We start from the raw sequence: 17,563 nt of genomic DNA on the forward strand, positions 1-17,563 counted from the left end.
AGGACCGGCAGTGCTTTGATAACTTTGATTGGCTAAAAGGATAAGCAGATGACGCTGGAGCAATATTGGGTGTTGGGACTGGTGCTGGGCCTGGTGGGCCTGCTCAGCTGCACCCGGCTGCCGGCCTCCTGGGCTTTTGCCAGCGTCGCTTTGCTGTCCTATGTGAGCAACTCACTGAGTCTCAATGAGTTGTCATCTTCCTTTACCGACTCATCCCTGCTGACCCTGGTGCTGCTGTTGCTGTCATCGGTGGCGCTGGAGAAGACCCGGCTGATAAGCTGGGTGGGGCTGCAGCTGAGCCGTGGCGGTCTGCGCTCGGTGCTCACCAAGCTGTGGGTGTCCACCTCGGTATTGTCTTCCTTTACCGCCAACACCGCCGTGGTGGCCAGCCTCATTGGTGCCATCAAGCGCAATCAGCGTTATGCGCCCTCCAAGCTGATGCTGCCCATGGCCTTTGCCGCCACCTTTGGCGGTACCCTGACCCTGATTGGCACCTCTACCAATTTGGTGATCAACAGCTTTCTCGACCGGGCCGGTTTGCCGCTGCTGCACTTTTTCAGTACCACTGGGGTGGCGTTGGGGGTAGTGCTGGCGGGTATGTTGATGCTGTGGCTGATTGCCGATCGCCTGCCCATCACCGAAAAGCCCGATGAGGAAGGGGCCTTGCCCTATTTTCTCGAGGCCAGGATCAAGGCCGGTTCCAGCCTGATTGGCAAGACGGTGGCGGAGGCGGGGCTAAGGCATCTGCGCAAGCTGTTCCTGGCGGAAATCCAGCGCGGGGATGACACTATCATCCCCGTCACTCCTGAGACGGTGCTGCAGCAGGACGATATCTTGCTGTTTGCCGGCGACATGGAGTCGGTAGCCGTGCTGCAGGAAATCGAGGGCCTCAGCCTCTACGGCCACCACACAATGAACGGTCAGAGCCTGGCGGAAGCCATCATCAGCCACTCCTCGTCACTCAATGGCATGAGCCTCAAGGATGCCCGCTTTCGCGAGCGCTTTGATGCCGTGGTGGTGGCGGTGCGCCGCGGTCACGAACGGCTGCAGGGCGGTCTGGGCTCCATAGTGCTGCAGGCCGGTGATGCCCTGTTGCTGGTGCCGGGCAAGCAATTTTGCAGCCGCCAGCAGGTGCTGGAAAAAGAATTTTTGTTGGTCAACGGTGTGGACTCGGCCACCCGTCTGTCTTCCCGTCGCAGCGGCTGGGTCTTGGCCGGCTTTGCCACCGTGGTGGGGCTGGCCATGTTCGAGCAGCTGCCGCTGCTCAAGGGCCTGACCCTGTTTGTGACCGGTCTGCTGCTGACCGGTGTGGTCAGCCTGTCGGAGCTCAAGCGCCGCTTCCCCATAGACATAGTGCTGATTGTCGGTGGCGCCCTGGCTCTGTCCCAGGCCATGGGCAACAGCGGCATCTCGGCGCTGCTGGCGAAAGAAATGGTGCTGGGCTTCTCCGGAGTGCAACTGACCCTGGTGGTGTCAGGTATTTACCTCTTGACCCTGCTGCTGACGGAACTGATGTCGAACAATGCTGCCGCGGCCCTGGTGTGCCCAATCGCCATCAGCCTGGCCCAGGGCCTTGGCATAGATCCCATGCCCTTTATCATGGCGGTGCTGTTCGGTGCCAGCGCCAGTTTTATCAGCCCCTGGGGCTACCAGACCAACCTCTTGGTATTTACCGTGGGCAATTACCGCTTGCGCCAATACGTGGGTGTGGGTATACCCATGGCCATAGCCTACAGCCTGGCGGTGCTGGTGCTGATCCCACTGTTGTTCCCGTTTCAGCCTTTGTGAGCGGGCAAGGAGAATTATGAATAATATCGTTTGGCACCAGCATGCCGTCACCCGGGAACTCAGGGCCGGCCACAAGGGCCACAGGGGCGCCATTCTCTGGTTTACCGGTCTGTCCGGTGCCGGCAAGAGCACCCTGGCGGGGGCTTTGGAAAGCGCGCTCCATGAGCGCGGGGTGCACTCCTATCTGCTTGACGGTGACAACGTCCGTCATGGTCTGTGCAAGGACCTGGGGTTTTCCGCCGACGACAGGCGCGAGAACATTCGCCGGGTCGGCGAGGTGGCCAAGCTGATGCTGGACGCCGGGCTGATAGTGCTGAGCGCCTTTGTGTCACCCCAGCGGGCAGAGCGGGAGCTGGTGCGCGAGCTTGTGGCCGACGGGGAGTTTATCGAGGTACATGTGGCAACGCCGCTTGAGGTGTGCGAAAGCCGAGATCCAAAGGGCCTTTACCAGAAGGCCCGGGCCGGTGAGATTAAGGACTTTACCGGGATTTCCGCGCCCTATGAGGCACCTGTCGGTGCTGAGTTGGTGATAGACACCAGTGAAGGGGACCTGGAAGCCCAGGTCGGCAGGCTGTTGGATTATCTTGCCAGCGGTGGGTATATTCCCGCCTGATTGGGCTTTTAGGCTTTTGCCTGTGTGTCAGTGTACCACTGGCAGTAGTGGGTTAGCTGACACCGGAAATCTTAGTTAAAACCTTGCGGTTTTGTCGCTTTGCAAGCGACTCAAGTCGTGGGGTTTCACCCCACACCCGAGGAAAGGGGGTCGTTTCGACAGACCCCCTTGTCCAATCCCCCTGCGACCCGCGACGAAGCGGACGACTCCTTCGGTCTTATGCTGAAAATTGGCTAACGCGCCAGACGCTCATCCCTGATTCGACTGGCGCTGCTTCGGCATCCATGCCTCGCCACGCCATTTTCAGCAACACCCTCAGCCGCTTCGAGCGGGACATAGCACCGCGCAACCTTCAGCCAAAGAGTTATGGCTATCCTCTCTATCCCCGACAACCCAGCATCGTTGCAACGCAAACCTACTACCATCTCAAGCTTTTGAATAAAATGGTAAATATCCTACAGACGACAACAAAAAGCTGTGTTAGCTTTCTCAATATAAGAAGTGTGTAGAGCCATGCTTGTAAAATTGGGTTACCTTGAAAGGCCGCACTATTAAAATGTTAGCCAATAAAAGGAAGTCTTGTGAATACAATAGTTTTTGACCCATGGATTGGGAGTAGATACGAATCAGAAAACCATTTTGGGCGTAGAGTTTTGGTGTTAGGTGAATCACATTATGGTGATGTATCTGAAATAAGGCCTACCTTTACTAAAGAAATTATTAAAAGACTAGGGCAAGATGAGAGATGCGCTTTTTTTACGAAAGTCTCTAAGGTCTTGCTTGATTTCGATGCCGATACGTATATCAGTGATAGCCAGCGTTCTGACATTTGGGAGGACGTTGCTTTTTATAACTATATTCCAAGTTTTGTGAGTGAGGATGCTAGAGTTCGGCCAAACTCAGAACAATGGGCATCTGCACAAATGCCCTTTAAACAGGTTATAGATATTCTTAAGCCGCAATTTATATTGGTGTTGGGCAAAGAGTTAGGTGCGCAAATCCCTAAAGTCGATCCGTCTATTCAGGTATGTGTAATTCAACACCCATCGACAGGATTTAGCTACGAGGAGTGGAATCCAGTATTTCAAAAAGCTTTGTCAGTTGCAGTTAACGGCTAAAAAACCAAGCCAGTTCGCAACTATGTTGCTGGAAAAATTTAATGCGCTTAGTGCTAAAAAGCAGATTTTCCCCTGATTAGAGGTGTTAAGCAATAGTATGGAAGTCAAAAATTGATCGTAGAAGACTATAAACAAGGATGGCGTCAGCACTTTCCAACTTACCATTTTGATAATCGCGATATCGCTTTGGAAGAGTACAAGGTCGCAGCCAAAAACTTAGAATCTGAAGAAAGAGTTTTCCTAAATGCTTCAAACGTGACGCTTGTTTCTTCAGCCGCGTTAGGATCTTTGTTGGTTGGCTCATCAGGCCAACTAATGACTGTATTTGGTGGCATAATTCCTTCATATATTATTTCATTAATTCTACTATCTATAATTATTGGATTTTCATTTATCAGCTTAAAGTATTTTTCTGATCGACAGAGAGCAATAATATTTGCGGGAAGAAAAGTTATTATTTTGAGACGAATGCTGGGGTTAAGCTACGGAAATATCCAACTCCTTCTACCTAACTGGAGGGTCGAAGGCGCGGATCAACCTCTGGCCTTAAAATTATTTCCTGGGTGGCTAACATATGCAGCATATCCATTTTGGATTATCTCGATTATTTCAAGTTCCGTAATATTGTTTTTGAGTACCAATTTTATAAAGCAAAACCCTGATATCATTCCAACAGAATATAATGTTGTTTTTATTTTTCTAATGGGATTAGTTTGGTTTATGTCTTCAATGATAACCTATCGTTCATCATTGCTAGATACTCATGAAACGTCTCGTCTAATATTTTATAAATTCATTTCTAGGATTATAGGTTTGCCTGTAATTGAGAATGTTGAATATATTATTTATCGCGCCAAGCTGGCCGTTTATGAAACAGATAGACTTAAAGTTTCTACAGAAAATATTAAGAAGTTTCTTATATTTATCGAAGACAGAGATTTTTACAATCACTCTGGAATTAGCTATAAGTCACTTATAAGAAGCGTGTTGGGTTTAGTGAAAATAAAGCCAAGATCTGGTGGCTCAACCATTGTGCAGCAGCTTATAAGAACACTATTTATAACAAATTTAAGAAAGACAAAACGACGAAAGTTTATAGAATTGTCATTAGCGCCCTGGCTTACAAAAGTGATCGGCAAGGATTTAATTCTAGATATCTATATTTCCTCTGTGCGCTTCGAGATTCGACGATTTGGTGTCATCGAAGCGATGGAGCACTTTTGGGGCCGGGTTGAGAATAATCCAAATAATGCCCAAAGCTTTTTTCTTATAGAAAGAGTTAGCAATATTAGATCTAAACTACTCGTTAACAAAATAGTTGAAACTGTTCGGTCTGCAAAGGAAAGAGGGCTACTAAGTGATGATGATGTAAATAGCCTTATTGATATATATGTGGACGCTGTAAAAAGCGAAAAAATCATATCGGATCAAACTGAGCTACTTAAATTAACTGAGGGTGTAAATGCATAACAAATCGATCAACTTCGCGCCTTTGTCGCCGTACGCAGCAAAGCTCTGTCGGTTATTTAGGTGCTAAGCACTAAGGAAAGTCATGAATCAAATCTTATACATTGAGTTACAAAGGTTAGCCAGAGCTCAGATTTTGGCTGCATACAGTGACGTAGCATCACTAGTGGGTCTATCTATGGATAACGACGCTGACCGTAATGAAATTGCCCGCCTACTAGGAGAAATCGCCATTCATGAAAATAGCGAAGGTCGTCCAATGCTTACAGCTCTGATCGTACACCGGGGGCATGACAACAACCCTGGTGAGGGTTTCTTTGCTATTGCTCAAGAACTTGGCCACTTTGATGGGACACGAGATCAAATTGCAAGGCTTACATTCTGGGCAAACCAAGTCACTCAAGTTCACAACTATTGGGCAGATGTATAGCAAGTCAAAGCAGCATACCACTTCGTGGCTGGATCCGCTAACGCAGCGCAGCTGCTTGACGCGTTATGTACTATGGAGAAGAATAAATGTTCATTGGTTTGGAAAAAGAGATTCGTAAGCAGTTATTGGGTGCCCGCTGTGGTAAATACATACTTCTCTTAATTTTATTAATACTAAGTATGAGTATTACGTTGTTTGGCTTGTATGTTGCTCAGTTTGCAGAGCAATCTCTCAAGCTAGTTGCTGATTCTATGATTCAAATAGCTCAGGCTACAGGAAAAACTCCAGGCGAATTAAGTTCCCCTGAAAAAATAGCTGGTCTTGTTGGAAACAATACTATGTGGGTACCTATCGTAGGTGGCATCACATTGTCCTTTTTAGCAATAGTATATCTATTTAGAATTTGTACGGTTCGTGTCCGCTTATGTGAGGATCGTCTATTACTTTTGCTAATTTATCGAGAAATGTTAGCGCAACCTGAGATTGATAAAGACATTAAAATCTCAATCTTAGCCCAATTATCAGGATTTCCTTTTTCTGCTAACGAAAATCCATCATTAATACCGACAGTAGAACTTGCTGAAAAAAGCATAGACAGTTTAAGTAATGTAGTTTCAAAAGCAACTGTGCTTTCTAGTAAGCTTCGGGGACGCACGCAACAAACGGCTTGAGAGGGACTGTCAATGAGTGGCGTTTCGAGTTCCTTTAAATAATTTTCACAAATACAACTCGGTACTTGCGGATTGCACCAGAGCTCCCCATCGAAGCCGCTTTGGCGGTTGGGCTGAGTGAAACGGGTAAGCCGAGGCATGGATGCCGAGGCAGTGACCGTCGAGCTGGGAGCGAGTCGGTCACGGTGGCCGTTTTCAGCCCAAAAGCCAAAGCGCTTGGCTTCGTCGGGGGCGTCCTTTGGGATGCAAGGGGCTTTGGACGAGCAAAGCCCCTTGCCCGGAGGCGGGCTGGAAGGCCGCGATTTTAAGTCGCTTGCAAAGCGACTAACCCACAGGGTTAAGCCAAGCGCAGCTTGGCGTTATTCAAACATCACCCCCGAATTTTGGGGCTTACTTGGTGGGCTTGGCAGCACTTTGGCTATCTTCCCAGCGGGGCTGGACTTGGGCTGACCGGCCAATTAACTGCCGACTAGTTAAGTTCAAAGTCCCTGGCAAACACGGCCTTGAGACCGGAGACAAAGGCCCCATCCTGGCGGGGTTTCACCAACTGCGCCAGCTCATCCCCCACCGGGGTGAAGCGGTAGTAGGTCAGCAGCAGGTGGCTGTGCTTGGGGGTCAGGGTAAGCTCGGATTCCGGCAGGGCGAACCTCAGTCCCTGACGCGGTGCCAGCTCGCCGGTTTCAAATTCACTGCCGTGTAAAATCCCGGCTTCCACCAAGGTCAAAATCGCCGAGTAGGGCAGGCCGAACTGCGACAGCGGCAGGCTGATGGCAGTGCTCTTGCGAAAGTATTGTCCCAGGCCGCCGGTGAGGCGGTAGCCGCTGACCAGTTTCAGGCGGGTATCACCGTTGATCTGGGCCGACAGCCCCAGGGCCTTTTCCAGCACCAGGGCTTCGCGCCAGGTGAGGCGCTTGAGGGTTTCCAGACTGCGGAGGCTGAAGTTGCCGGGATTGGTCAGCTCGTGGGCCAGGATCCGGGCCCACAGCTCCTGCATGCGGCGGTTATGAATTTGCTCCGCCATGGCGAAAAATTGGTAAATCCAATCGGGGTCGGGATCGTTGCCGACCACATCGGATGGGGTGTACTTGAGCGCCAGGGCATAGATGGTTTCCACGTTGGCCTGGCATTGGGCCGCCTGTTTGCGGGCCCTGTGCTCGGCGCGCTCGGCCAGGCTTTGGCTGGCGGGGCTGTAGTTTTGCTCACTGGCGAGTCCCAGCAGTCGGCCGAGCAGCAGCGCCTTTTTACGGGCCGACACATCCTTGTCGCGACCGGAATCCAGCTGTTCTATGACGACTTCCTGCTCTTCACTCATGGGCTTTACCCCTTGGCCAGAGCACCTCTTGGCCCGGTGCCGGGACAGCCGGAACATTGAGGGACAACAGCAGGGAGCAGACCGCCATGGCGGCACCGATAAAGAATACCGCCGCCGGTGAGCTGAGCCAGAGGATCCCCAACAGTGCCGGGATGATCACCGCCGCTATGTGGTTGATGGTGAAGCTGACCGACATGGTGGCGGCAATGTCCGGACGGTCGGCAATTTTCTGGAAATAGGTCTTCATGGCGATGGCCATGGCAAACAGCAGGTGATCGAGCACATAAAGGCCGGCGGCCACGTGGCCATCCTGCACCAGGGCATAGCTGCAGAAAATGGCGATGAGTCCCAGGTATTCCAAAATCAGTGCCCGCCGTTCACCTATGCGGCCGATAAAACGGCCAATGGCGGGGGCAAACAGCAGGTTAACCAGGTAGTTGATCAGGAACAGGGAGGTGATTTCGCTGACGCTGTAGCCGAATTTCTCCACCATCATAAAACCGGCGAACACCACGAAAATCTGTCGCCGGGCGCCGGAGAAAAAGGTCAGCAGATAGTAGAGCCAATAACGGCGCCTGAGTATGACCTTCTTGTGCTGCATTTCGCCGGTATCAAAGCTGGGGTAATACAGGCTCAGGCTCAGCACCATAATGGCGCCCAGGGTCCCTATCAGGGCATACATCCACCGGTAGTCGAGCTTGAGCCAGGTCATCACCAGCCAGATGCTGCCGTAACCCGCCAGGGCGGCGCCGGAGCGCCAGGCCAGGGCCTTGCCCATAAAGCCGGCGGTGTTTTCCTTGTCGACCCACTGCAGCGTCAGGGATTGATTGAGGGTTTCATAGTAATGAAAGCCAATCGACATCATGACAGTGGTCAGATACAGGCCCAATGCCGAGGGGAAAAAGCCTGTGATACCAACGCCTATGGCGAGCACCAGCAGGGACAGCAGGGCGAAGCTTTGCTCCTTCAGCAGCAAAAGTACGAAAATGGCGGTAAAGGCCAAAAAGCCCGGCACTTCCCGCAGGCTTTGGAGTATGCCAATTTCGGCGCCGGTGAAGGCGGCGCGTTCGATGACAAAGTTGTTCAGCAGTGCCTGCCAGACGGCAAATATCAGTGACATCACAAAGGTCATCCACAGCAGCAATTGCTGGGCTTGGCGGGCGGGCAGCTTTTCCGTGGGCAGGGCAGTGGTGGCGGTCATGGGCTCGTCTGTTTGCATTGGTTGGCTTACGCTGGCTTTCTTGTATCAGGTTTTGTGAATGTTACTCCCTGGAACCGGTGAGAACCAGAGTAAAACGCCGGCACTGGGCCGGCGTCTTTATTTACAGTCCGAGGAAGGACTTGGACTTGGTTTTGCGGATCTCTTTTTCATCGGACCATTCAATCAGGCCGGTTTCCAGATCCATCAGGCGCATGGTCATCTTGTAGTAGACGTCCTTGGTGCTGCCATCCTGTTTGACTATGCTCGACAGGTTGCCGTACAGCATAAACTGGGCGCCGATCTGGCGGCCGAAGTTGATGGCGCTGGAGGGGTCAACCATGCCGGCATTGTTCTGGTAATCCAGCTGTTTACGCACCGCGTCTACCTTGGTCATGTCGATAAAGCGGAATTTGCCGGAACGCAGCAGCTTGTTACTGATGGAGTCTGTGACCGATTCTGTGTCTATATGCTCAGAGGTCTTGTTTTTGATCTTGTCGACAAAGATCACCGGCCTGTCCTTGACCGTCATGGCAACGACGGTTGGGAAAGACATCATGTCGTCCACCATCTTGGCGGTGATGGCCTGCAGATCGCTGGAGCCGAAGTTCTCGTTGACGGTTTCCACTTCGGTGGCATCACCGTACTCCACCTTGGATTGACAGGCACCCAGGCCCATGGCGGCCGCCAGCACTAAGATCAGTTTGATGTGTTTCATAGTCAGTTCCATTTGTTGATTACTATAGGATTATTGAATAAAACCGCAGCAAATTACCAGTTTCCACTGCCCATACCAGGGTAGTTTTTCCCGCCTCTATGCTGACGGACTGGCCAGTATGGTTTGCCAGAGCCAGGGAATAGTCCCCCGGATTGACAAAACGTCTGGCCAATAAGGCCTGCCTTGGCAGGGTCAGCCAGCTGCGGCGGTCGGCCTGCTCGGTCACCAGGTTGAAAATTTGCATGGCAATGACGCCGCCATCGAAGCCGCCATTGGCCTTCTTGCGTTCGCTTTGAATACTGCTGGCCATTTCGGCCTTGGTGACCACCCGGGCCACCTGACGCAGCAGCATCAGTGGCAGGTCTTCCTTGAGGGCGTTGATGGCCAGGGCGTCAATGTCCGCCAACGGCGCCATGGTCAGGGGCTCGCCAAGACCTGTTACCTGCACCTCGGGCAAGGGCAGAGGCACGCCTGGATAGGTAGCCAGTGACACGGACTGCCAGTTGCCATTGATGGTAAAGGGGACGGTCAGGGCCTGCTTCTCAGGCACCAGACCGCGCTCCAGCATAAGTACCAGCTGGCCCTGACCTGACTGTGGCATTTCAGCCTGACCAAACTGGCGCTCGAATTCTTCCAGCTGTGGCATCTCCAGTTCTCGGGCGAGGCGCAGCAGATCCTGCTCCAGGTAGGGATTGCCGGGGCTTATCTGTGCGGCCTTACGGTAATCGATAAAGGCGTCGTTGCCGTTACCGAGAAGCTCGTGCAGCAGACCTGTGGTGTAATAGCTGTAGGCATTGAGGAAGGAGCTGCTGACCGAGCCTGCCGCCTGACCCAGACGCGCTTGCTCGGCATTGACTGTGCCATTGGCCATGTCGCGGACCTCAGTAGAGGACTTCTCGTATCTCGCCTGCTCCAATGCCTGCAATTCGTTGGCCCGGCGCACTTCCACCAGAGCCCCGTCCAGCTGCTTTTGCATCAGGAAATTCAGTGCCTGGTATTGGTGCACCAGGATGCGCTCGAATCCCGGACCGCGGTAGGGGATCACATTGTCGTTGAGCACCAGGGCGCCGGCATTGGCCCCAAGCTGTGAGGCGCTGAGGGTTGCTTTGGCATCGAAGGCCTCGTAGGCGGCGATGGCGCTGGCGTAAAACCCCTGGCTGGCGGCAAAATCGCCGCTGATTTGCGCGACCCGCCCCGCCTCCTGGGCATAGAGCAGGCCGTCATTGCCGTGGATATTGTCACCGAGATCCTTGAGGTGCTCGGCGGGATTATTGGAGGCCAGGGATTGGCGTACCGGCGCCAGCTGGCTGGGGTAGTTGATAAACAGGCTGTTGAAGGCGCAGCCACTCAGCAGGCTGCACCCGAGCACACCGCATCCCAGTAAGCCGGCAAGGCGCCTCATTGGAGGCCGTCCTCTTGTTGAATGGTCGCGTCCCGCTGATCTGCCATGGTGCAGCGCTCCAGCAGTGTGATGCCATGGAGATGGTCGAGTTCATGCTGGAACACCCGGGCGATGAATCCGCTCAGCCTTTGCTGTTGCCAATTGCCGTCGAGGTCCTGCCAACGGGCATCGACCCACAGGTGACGGCGAATTTGCTGCCGCCGCTCCGGCACCGACAGGCAGCCTTCCTCGCCCCAGTGCATCTCATTCGAGCGCGCCAGGATTTCCGGATTGGCCATGACCATAGGCTCCATGGCCGGCGCATCCGGATAGCGGATATTGGGTCGGGACGCCACTATGCACAGGGCCAGGCTTTCGGCTATCTGGGGCGCGGCAATGCCGACGCCACAGGCCTGTTCCATGGTGGCGAGCAAAGTCAGGGCCAGAGACTTGAGTCCCTCATCAAAGCGGGTCACTTTGAGTGCTGCCCTGGTCAACAGGGGATCGCCCACCTGGATTATGGCGGCGACATCTGAAGCGGGCCTGGTTGGCGCTGTCTCTGGCATGGCGGCTCCCGTTGGGGTCAATAGTGTGGCGGTGGTGTCTCTTCCGCCTGAGTGGCGATATTGCTTGGCTCAATGGCCTGCAACTTTCCGACAATCAAATGCATCCTGTGTTCCTGATGAGCCAGCAAATCATTGAGTTTGATGACCTGCTGGTTGAGTTCCTCCAGGCTCATTTCCTGGAAGGCGAGTTTGGTTTCCAGCTCTTCGATACGCTGAATAAGTTCCTGCTGTTGCATGTGTTTCCTCTGCCCGGGGCTATTGCCAGAACTCCACCAGGCCATTACTGCTGATACTGATAAATTGTTGGCTGCGGGCCAGGGGGCCCGCTACCGAGTATACAACGGCGCTCTTGATATTGGGCTTGGGAGACGCCGCCACTTGCCATTGATTAACCAACTTGCCCTCGACGCTGTCCCACACCTGCACCTCCCTGGCCGGGGTGCCGGTCATCAACAGGGTATTATCGGCGCTGAAGCGGGCGCTGGAGAAGGTCATCTGCCGCCTTTTAATCGCCAACTTGCTGAGCAGGGCGCCGCTCTGGTTATCCCAGATAATGGCATTGGCCGTGCTGTCCGAGGCAAAACCCAGGGTGCCATCGGGGCTCAGGGCTACCATCAGCACCCTGGAGTCCATCTCTATGCTGCGCAGTGGCTGGCCGGTGGCCGTTTGCCACAATATGGCCTGGCCGTCATTGCCGGCGGATAGGGCCAGGCTGCCATTGGCGGTCAGGGCCACTGCATTGATTTTTTCGCTGTGGCCCAGAAACTGGATCAGGGATTTCTGCCCCGGTGCCATGGACATCACTGAGCCATCGCTGAGCCCCACCAACAGGGTGCCATTGTCTGCCACCGCCAGCGCCTGCCCCGCAGAGGGCAGTGACCACCAACCGACGGCGCTGCCATCGCTGAGACGCCACAGGGCCACGGATTCGCGGCTGAGGGAAGCGGCATAACCGGCATTGTCCGACAGCGCCGTGGCGATCACCGCGTTGCTGTCACTGTCCTGTTGCCACTGGTATTTGAGACTGAGGGGGGCCAGCTGCCACAGCTGCACCCCGTTCTTGTCGGTGCTGACCATGGCCAGTTTGCCATCGGCCGACAGGGTAGCGCTGTAACTGGGCCCCTGGGTCAGGGTCATGGCCGCCTCGGGACCGGAATCACAGCCACTCAGCAGCAGAGTACAAAAAAGCAGCATTAAAATGTGATGCATGAACTTACTCTACTCTTCCTTGTCACAAAACGGGTCCATTGCAGCCAGCTACTGGCCTGTCATTTCGCCATTGGAATCCCGGACACACTAGTATAAAGTGGTTCGGCTTTAGGATAACAAGGTTATTGTAACCACTTGAGGATGCTGAGGAAGCTTTAATGAAATCAATTTATAAATATTCGCTGGTCGCCCTGGCCGTAGTTGGTCTATCTGCTTGTAATCAAGAACAAAAAGTAAAAGAAGAAGCAGCGCCTGCAACCGTGCTGACCACAGATGCCCAAAAAGAAGCCTACAGCGTAGGTGCCTCCATTGGCCGCTACATGGCCGGTCACATCAAGGAGCAGGAAGAACTGGGTATGCCGGTTGACCGCGCCCTGATCGTGGAAGGTTTCAGCAATGGTCTGAACGGCGAGCTCAAACTGAACGAAGAAGAAATCCAGACAGTACTGCAAAACCTGGACAAGAAGCTGAATGACAAGCGTACCGAGCAAGCTCAGGCGCTGGCAGCCAAGAACCTGGAAGAAAGCAAGAAATTCCTGGAAACCAACAAGGCCAAAGAAGGCGTAACCACCACTGAATCCGGTCTGCAGTACGAAGTGCTGACCGCCGGTACCGGTGACAAGCCCGCCGCCGAAGACACGGTTGAAGTGCACTATGTGGGCACGCTGATCGACGGCACCGAATTTGACAGCTCTTACAAGCGTGGCGAAACCGCCAAGTTCCCGCTGAACCGCGTGATTGCCGGCTGGACCGAAGGTGTGCAACTGATGCCTGTAGGTTCCAAGTACCGTTTCGTGATCCCAGCCGAGTTGGCCTACGGCGAGCGTGACACAGGCACCATCCCTGCCAACTCTACCCTGATCTTCGAAGTGGAGCTGATCTCCATCGAGAAGGCCCAGGCCGCTGCCACCGATGGCGCTGCCAAATAAGGCTTAAATCTGAATCACTCAGGTTAAAAAAAGGACGCTTAGGCGTCCTTTTTTGTTTTACCGTTCACTTTACCGTAAAAATGACCCGTGCAGCATTGTGCAAACCCTTGTATCAGGAGTAATAATAACTGAGTTCTCCTTTTACTAATCCCAAGGCACCGGAGTCACCATGAGAGAAGTCGAGTTCCGTTCCATAGACAAACTCTTCATCAAGATGTCCATCAACGACAAGATGTGGGTCATCTTTTTGCTGTTTTTACTGTCACTGGGAGTGACAGCCGGATTGAGATATTCCGACGCCCTGGATGGCATAGAACACACCTCGGCCATTGCCGCCGAATACCGTCTGCGGGGGGTGCTCGAAACCCTGGAAGCCAATGGTCAGTTGGAGCAGGCCGAAGCCCATAACCTGAGACGCCAATCCAGTCTGAGCGAGCCGATTTTCGGCAGGGACAGTGTTACCGTCAGCCTGCGCGCCGGCAACGGTGAGGTCTATGCCCTGACGGAAAACGTCCGCGGATTGGAGGCATCGGCCCGCAGCACCGCCATGACCGGCTTTTGGCTGACCTTCCTGTGGGTGTTGCCCTTTGCCCTGTTTCTTTATTGGGTGGCTACCTTTATCGGCGGGGCTCTGTGGGTGCTCTATACCACCACGGAGAAGATTGGCTCAGGGGATTTGACCTCGCGCCTGGGTTTTCACCCCGGCCGGGATGAGTTCGGCACCATAGGTTGTGCCCTCGACAAGGCCATGGACACGCTCACCGAGCTGGTGAAGGTGGTCAAGCAAAACGCCGATACCCTGGGGCAGACCTCGGGTTCGTTCGAGCGCGAAATGAAGCAGAGCCAACAGCAAATTAACCGCCAGTACACCTCGCTGGACTCGGTGGCCACCGCCATGGAAGAAATGACAGCTTCCGCCCAGGAGGTGTCCAATATCTCCCGCCAGGCCTCGGCCCAGGCCGAGCAGGACGCTTCCCAGGTGCAGGCCAGCTTCCAGCGGGTGCAGAAGGCGATTCATGACGTGAACCAGCTGTCGCAACTGATAGAGCAGGCCTCCAGCTCGGTGGCCAGCCTCAACGTCAACACCACCCAGATTAACGAAGTGATCACCACGATCAACGCCATTTCCGAGCAGACCAACCTGCTGGCACTGAACGCCGCCATCGAGGCGGCCCGCGCCGGTGAACAGGGACGGGGCTTTGCCGTGGTGGCCGATGAGGTGCGTACCCTGGCGAGCCGCACCCAGGCAGCCACGGTGGAAATTCAGGCCATGATTGAGAAATTGCAGGCCGAGAGTCGCAATATTGCCGGGATCACAGAGAAAACCGTCAGCCAGGCCCAGGCCAGCAGCGGCGTGATAGCCGAAATCGGCAAGGACGTGACCGCCATCGCCGACTCGGCCCGCACCATCAATGATATGAGCGTGCAGATTTCCACCTCAGCGGAGGAGCAAAGCAGCGTCGCCAACAGCATAGCCGCGGAGCTGAGCGATATCCGCAGCCAGTCCAATACCATCAGGGAAGTGGCCGAACAGTCGGCGACCGGCGTCGCTCGCCTGTCCGAGGCCTCGCGATCTCTGGGCAAGATCCTCGCCCGTTATCGCACCAACTGAGCCACAGGCAAGGAAAAAGGACGCCCCGGCGTCCTTTTTTTTTGGCTTTCCAAGCAAACCTCATCTGCGTGGGGGCTGGCTGGATGCCCACGATTTTAGCCGCTGGCAAAGCGGCTATCTTTTGTTGCTGCAAAACATCAACCATCTGATGCCATTAATCACTTGCAGTGGGCTTTCGCACTGCTACCCCAGTGACACGCTGTAAACCCTTCCCTGGGCGCTCAGCGGCGACTTCCCTGTCGCCGATGGTCACTGGTGCAGCAGTGCCTAAGTGGGTGTTCCACTACAGCCAATACGGTACTGGCGAAGAATTTCGAAGGTGTATGGAATGCTTGAAGATTGCACCCGCATCTTCCCCCCTTCGGAGCCGCTGACGACTGCATGGATGCAGGAGTTAGGACGAAGCAGGAGCCAGAGTCGAGGACGTTGCTGAAAATGGCGTGGCGAGGGCGAATGCTTGCCTGCGGCAAGCGTGCTTATGAGCGCGAGGCATGGATGCCGAGCTGGCAGTTGTCCATGGATGGATTTGGATACCGAAGCTGTAGCATGACCAAGCTCAAGAGACCCACGACTATCTGCCGCTGGTACAGCGGCTATCTTTTGCTTTGTCATAGCATCCGACATTGGATGCAATCAATCACCTGCGGTGGGCTTTCGCACTGCTACCCCAGTGACACGGCGACTCTTGGCTTAAAAAGAAGCGTCCCTGGAGCCTCCCCTCACCATCCATGGCTCGGACGGTCACTGGTGCAGCAGTGCCTAAGTGGGTGTTCCACTCCAGCCAATACGGAACTTGCTAAGAATTTTGAAGATGTAACATAAAGCCTGAAAATTACACCTGCATCTTCCCCCCTTCGGAGCCGCCGAGGACGTTGCTGAAAATGGCGTGGCGAGGCTTGGATGCCGAAGCAGCGCCAGTCGAATCAGGGATGAGCGTCTGGCGCGTTAGCCAATTTTCAGCATAAGGCTGAGGGGCTGTCGGCTCCGTCGGGGGGCGGCAGGGAGATCCAAGAGGGGCTTGCTGTTGAGCCCCTTTTGGCCGGGTGTGGGTTGGAGACCCACGACTTTCAGCCGCTGGCACAGCGGCTATCTTTTGCTGCTGCACAACATCAACCATCTGATGCCATTAATCACTTGCAGTGGGCTTTCGCACTGCTACCCCAGTGACACGCTGTAAACCCTTCCCTGGGCGCTCAGCGGCGACTTCCCTGTCGCCGATAGTCACTGGTGCAGCAGTGCCCAAATAGGTGTTCCTCTCGGGCTTTAGAGTTGCATTTAACTAAAAGAATCAATGCACATCATTTTTCTCTAAGCTTTTGAATGCTCCGACAAAGCGAACAGCATACGCCAGAGAGTCTCAGTGAGCGGCCGGTGACATGCTTTGCTTTAAGGCTAGGAATAGATTCAGCTTACCTATAAACTTGGCTCTAATTTTGAAATTATCCCATACGTCATTAACGAAATAGTAATATGAAAAATCCATATGAGAATACCGATCATGTTGGACCTTATTTTTTTGTAAAGGCGGGTGTTATGCCGATCGCATCAATGCACGCGGGGCTTTTTTTTATGCTTAGCGGTCATTTGATTGCTGCGGGTGTTTGCTCACTGATATTTTTATTGTTTTTCTCAAGCAGTGATGAGATTAAACTTCTTAAATATGATAGTGATTTCAGAGAGTCTTTTGCTTACACATACATATCAAGTGGTCTGTATACTTTGTTAGTGGCTTGGTTAGATTTATTTTATGCAATGGGATTGCTGATGATAGTTGATGTATTCTGGGCTATTCATTTATATGATGTTTATGAGAGAGTGTATTTCGAAGCCAATAAAAAGTAGTCAGCAAAAATTTATGGGTATGGTAATGGATAGAGCAGTAATTTCATTGTTCCTTTTATTTTCAACCTTTAAGGCTATTGCATGTAGCAGCATTGATGATATTAATAATTTAGTTAGTGAAGCTAAAGTTATTATTGAACCTGCAGAAGATTTGTTAGCCGAGTTGGATTTGAAACTGTATGAGGGGCCAGGAAAGGTAAACGCATATGGTTTCTCTAAAACGGATATTGATTCATTGGAAAACTGGCACAATATGGCAAACTTTTATGCCACTACCGTTAGAGCTAATGTCAGCCGTCAGAAGTACAAAAAAAGAACGTACATTATAGAGGAAGACGTTGATATTGGAGTTAGTCTTAATGAATTTTTTGCCAAAGCTGCTTCTAATATTTTGGAGGGTGATGCTGAAGAAATATGTGACATCCTAATGTATTTTCCTAATTTTATGCTTCATCTTAATAAAGAGGTTTATATCTCAAAGAATAATCAAGATGTTATTGTTATAAAGTTTATAAAACAGCCGTTGATGATTGGTGTAATAACAAGAAAGGCTAATGGTAAATACAGCATAGAGCAAATCATTGAGACTGAGCTAAATGAAGTTGGTGAGTAAATCTATTCTTGAATGATGTGATGCTAGATAACACTCGAATTGATGATTATAAAAGACTTGATGCCCAGTGAATCACCTTATTCAATAAATTCACAG

At 52.8% G+C, this 17,563-nt stretch carries 17 protein-coding genes; 10 read left to right on the plus strand and 7 right to left on the minus strand.

Going from position 1 to position 17,563, the window contains the following annotated elements; translation table 11 throughout:
• The first annotated feature begins 48 nt into the window (after positions 1-48).
• From JYB84_RS03010 to JYB84_RS03035, 6 genes are all read left to right on the plus strand, one after another.
• On the plus strand, positions 49-1,788 hold the full coding sequence (locus JYB84_RS03010) for an SLC13 family permease (RefSeq protein ID WP_207321980.1): 1,740 nt from the start codon (positions 49-51) through the stop codon (positions 1,786-1,788).
• A gap of 16 nt (positions 1,789-1,804) precedes the next feature.
• Positions 1,805-2,401, plus strand: a complete 597-nt coding sequence (gene cysC / locus JYB84_RS03015; protein ID WP_207321981.1) for an adenylyl-sulfate kinase — start codon at positions 1,805-1,807, stop codon at positions 2,399-2,401.
• Between the two features lie 581 nt (positions 2,402-2,982).
• Positions 2,983-3,519, plus strand: a complete 537-nt coding sequence (locus JYB84_RS03020; RefSeq protein ID WP_207321982.1) for a uracil-DNA glycosylase family protein — start codon at positions 2,983-2,985, stop codon at positions 3,517-3,519.
• Between the two features lie 111 nt (positions 3,520-3,630).
• Positions 3,631-4,989: a transglycosylase domain-containing protein gene (locus tag JYB84_RS03025; protein ID WP_228290864.1), complete on the plus strand. Its 1,359-nt coding sequence runs from the start codon at positions 3,631-3,633 to the stop codon at positions 4,987-4,989.
• Positions 4,990-5,071: 82 nt separating this feature from the next.
• Positions 5,072-5,416: a hypothetical protein gene (locus tag JYB84_RS03030; RefSeq protein WP_207321983.1), complete on the plus strand. Its 345-nt coding sequence runs from the start codon at positions 5,072-5,074 to the stop codon at positions 5,414-5,416.
• An 86-nt stretch (positions 5,417-5,502) separates the two neighbouring features.
• Positions 5,503-6,087 carry a hypothetical protein gene (locus JYB84_RS03035; protein WP_207321984.1) on the plus strand — a complete coding sequence of 195 codons (585 nt, stop codon included), beginning with the start codon at positions 5,503-5,505 and terminating at the stop codon, positions 6,085-6,087.
• Between the two features lie 469 nt (positions 6,088-6,556).
• Here the strand turns inward: JYB84_RS03035 and JYB84_RS03040 are convergent, their stop codons facing one another.
• From JYB84_RS03040 to JYB84_RS03070, 7 genes are all read right to left on the minus strand, one after another.
• A complete protein-coding gene (locus tag JYB84_RS03040) occupies positions 6,557-7,399 on the minus strand; it encodes a TIGR03899 family protein (protein ID WP_207321985.1) in 843 nt (280 codons plus the stop codon).
• Positions 7,392-8,600, minus strand: a complete 1,209-nt coding sequence (locus JYB84_RS03045; RefSeq protein ID WP_207321986.1) for an MFS transporter — start codon at positions 8,598-8,600, stop codon at positions 7,392-7,394. Before JYB84_RS03045 ends, JYB84_RS03040 begins: the two co-directional genes overlap by 8 nt.
• Before the next feature lie 121 nt (positions 8,601-8,721).
• Positions 8,722-9,315, minus strand: a complete 594-nt coding sequence (gene lpoB / locus JYB84_RS03050) for a penicillin-binding protein activator LpoB (RefSeq protein WP_207321987.1) — start codon at positions 9,313-9,315, stop codon at positions 8,722-8,724.
• Positions 9,316-9,337: 22 nt separating this feature from the next.
• Positions 9,338-10,717 (minus strand): COG3014 family protein, encoded by a 1,380-nt coding sequence (locus JYB84_RS03055; RefSeq protein ID WP_207321988.1) that lies wholly within the window; start codon positions 10,715-10,717, stop codon positions 9,338-9,340.
• Positions 10,714-11,262, minus strand: coding sequence for a peptide deformylase (gene def / locus JYB84_RS03060; protein ID WP_207321989.1), 549 nt, complete (start codon positions 11,260-11,262; stop codon positions 10,714-10,716). Before def ends, JYB84_RS03055 begins: the two co-directional genes overlap by 4 nt.
• A 17-nt stretch (positions 11,263-11,279) precedes the next feature.
• Positions 11,280-11,498 carry a SlyX family protein gene (locus JYB84_RS03065; protein ID WP_207321990.1) on the minus strand — a complete coding sequence of 73 codons (219 nt, stop codon included), beginning with the start codon at positions 11,496-11,498 and terminating at the stop codon, positions 11,280-11,282.
• A gap of 19 nt (positions 11,499-11,517) precedes the next feature.
• The gene (locus JYB84_RS03070) at positions 11,518-12,471 is read right to left on the minus strand and encodes a WD40 repeat domain-containing protein (RefSeq protein ID WP_207321991.1); all 954 of its coding nucleotides are present in this window, start codon (positions 12,469-12,471) and stop codon (positions 11,518-11,520) included.
• 158 nt (positions 12,472-12,629) lie between these two features.
• Between JYB84_RS03070 and fkpA the strand changes: the two genes are divergently transcribed.
• The 4 genes from fkpA to JYB84_RS03090 all read left to right on the plus strand — a co-directional run bounded on the left by fkpA (position 12,630) and on the right by JYB84_RS03090 (position 17,467).
• Complete coding sequence (gene fkpA / locus JYB84_RS03075) at positions 12,630-13,400, plus strand: FKBP-type peptidyl-prolyl cis-trans isomerase (protein WP_207321992.1); 771 nt, start codon at positions 12,630-12,632, stop codon at positions 13,398-13,400.
• 169 nt (positions 13,401-13,569) lie between these two features.
• Positions 13,570-15,012, plus strand: coding sequence for a methyl-accepting chemotaxis protein (locus JYB84_RS03080; protein WP_207321993.1), 1,443 nt, complete (start codon positions 13,570-13,572; stop codon positions 15,010-15,012).
• 1,470 nt (positions 15,013-16,482) lie between these two features.
• Positions 16,483-16,854, plus strand: coding sequence for a hypothetical protein (locus JYB84_RS03085; protein ID WP_207321994.1), 372 nt, complete (start codon positions 16,483-16,485; stop codon positions 16,852-16,854).
• A 25-nt stretch (positions 16,855-16,879) separates the two neighbouring features.
• The gene (locus JYB84_RS03090; RefSeq protein WP_207321995.1) at positions 16,880-17,467 is read left to right on the plus strand and encodes a hypothetical protein; all 588 of its coding nucleotides are present in this window, start codon (positions 16,880-16,882) and stop codon (positions 17,465-17,467) included.
• Positions 17,468-17,563: the final 96 nt, after the last annotated feature.

Origin of the sequence: Shewanella cyperi (assembly GCF_017354985.1) — a bacterium.
GTDB lineage: Bacteria > Pseudomonadota > Gammaproteobacteria > Enterobacterales > Shewanellaceae > Shewanella > Shewanella cyperi.

Bases quoted from the DNA above. Each gene is read 5' to 3' on its own strand.
- JYB84_RS03070 (WP_207321991.1), bottom strand. From the start codon at position 12,471: ATGCATCACATTTTAATGCTGCTTTTTTGTACTCTGCTGCTGAGTGGC.
- JYB84_RS03080 (WP_207321993.1), top strand. From the start codon at position 13,570: ATGAGAGAAGTCGAGTTCCGTTCCATAGACAAACTCTTCATCAAGATG.
- JYB84_RS03040 (WP_207321985.1), bottom strand. From the start codon at position 7,399: ATGAGTGAAGAGCAGGAAGTCGTCATAGAACAGCTGGATTCCGGTCGC.
- lpoB (WP_207321987.1), bottom strand. From the start codon at position 9,315: ATGAAACACATCAAACTGATCTTAGTGCTGGCGGCCGCCATGGGCCTG.
- JYB84_RS03045 (WP_207321986.1), bottom strand. From the start codon at position 8,600: ATGACCGCCACCACTGCCCTGCCCACGGAAAAGCTGCCCGCCCGCCAA.
- JYB84_RS03010 (WP_207321980.1), top strand. From the start codon at position 49: ATGACGCTGGAGCAATATTGGGTGTTGGGACTGGTGCTGGGCCTGGTG.
- def (WP_207321989.1), bottom strand. From the start codon at position 11,262: ATGCCAGAGACAGCGCCAACCAGGCCCGCTTCAGATGTCGCCGCCATA.
- JYB84_RS03090 (WP_207321995.1), top strand. From the start codon at position 16,880: ATGGATAGAGCAGTAATTTCATTGTTCCTTTTATTTTCAACCTTTAAG.
- JYB84_RS03035 (WP_207321984.1), top strand. From the start codon at position 5,503: ATGTTCATTGGTTTGGAAAAAGAGATTCGTAAGCAGTTATTGGGTGCC.
- JYB84_RS03085 (WP_207321994.1), top strand. From the start codon at position 16,483: ATGAAAAATCCATATGAGAATACCGATCATGTTGGACCTTATTTTTTT.
- JYB84_RS03055 (WP_207321988.1), bottom strand. From the start codon at position 10,717: ATGAGGCGCCTTGCCGGCTTACTGGGATGCGGTGTGCTCGGGTGCAGC.
- JYB84_RS03065 (WP_207321990.1), bottom strand. From the start codon at position 11,498: ATGCAACAGCAGGAACTTATTCAGCGTATCGAAGAGCTGGAAACCAAA.
- cysC (WP_207321981.1), top strand. From the start codon at position 1,805: ATGAATAATATCGTTTGGCACCAGCATGCCGTCACCCGGGAACTCAGG.
- fkpA (WP_207321992.1), top strand. From the start codon at position 12,630: ATGAAATCAATTTATAAATATTCGCTGGTCGCCCTGGCCGTAGTTGGT.
- JYB84_RS03030 (WP_207321983.1), top strand. From the start codon at position 5,072: ATGAATCAAATCTTATACATTGAGTTACAAAGGTTAGCCAGAGCTCAG.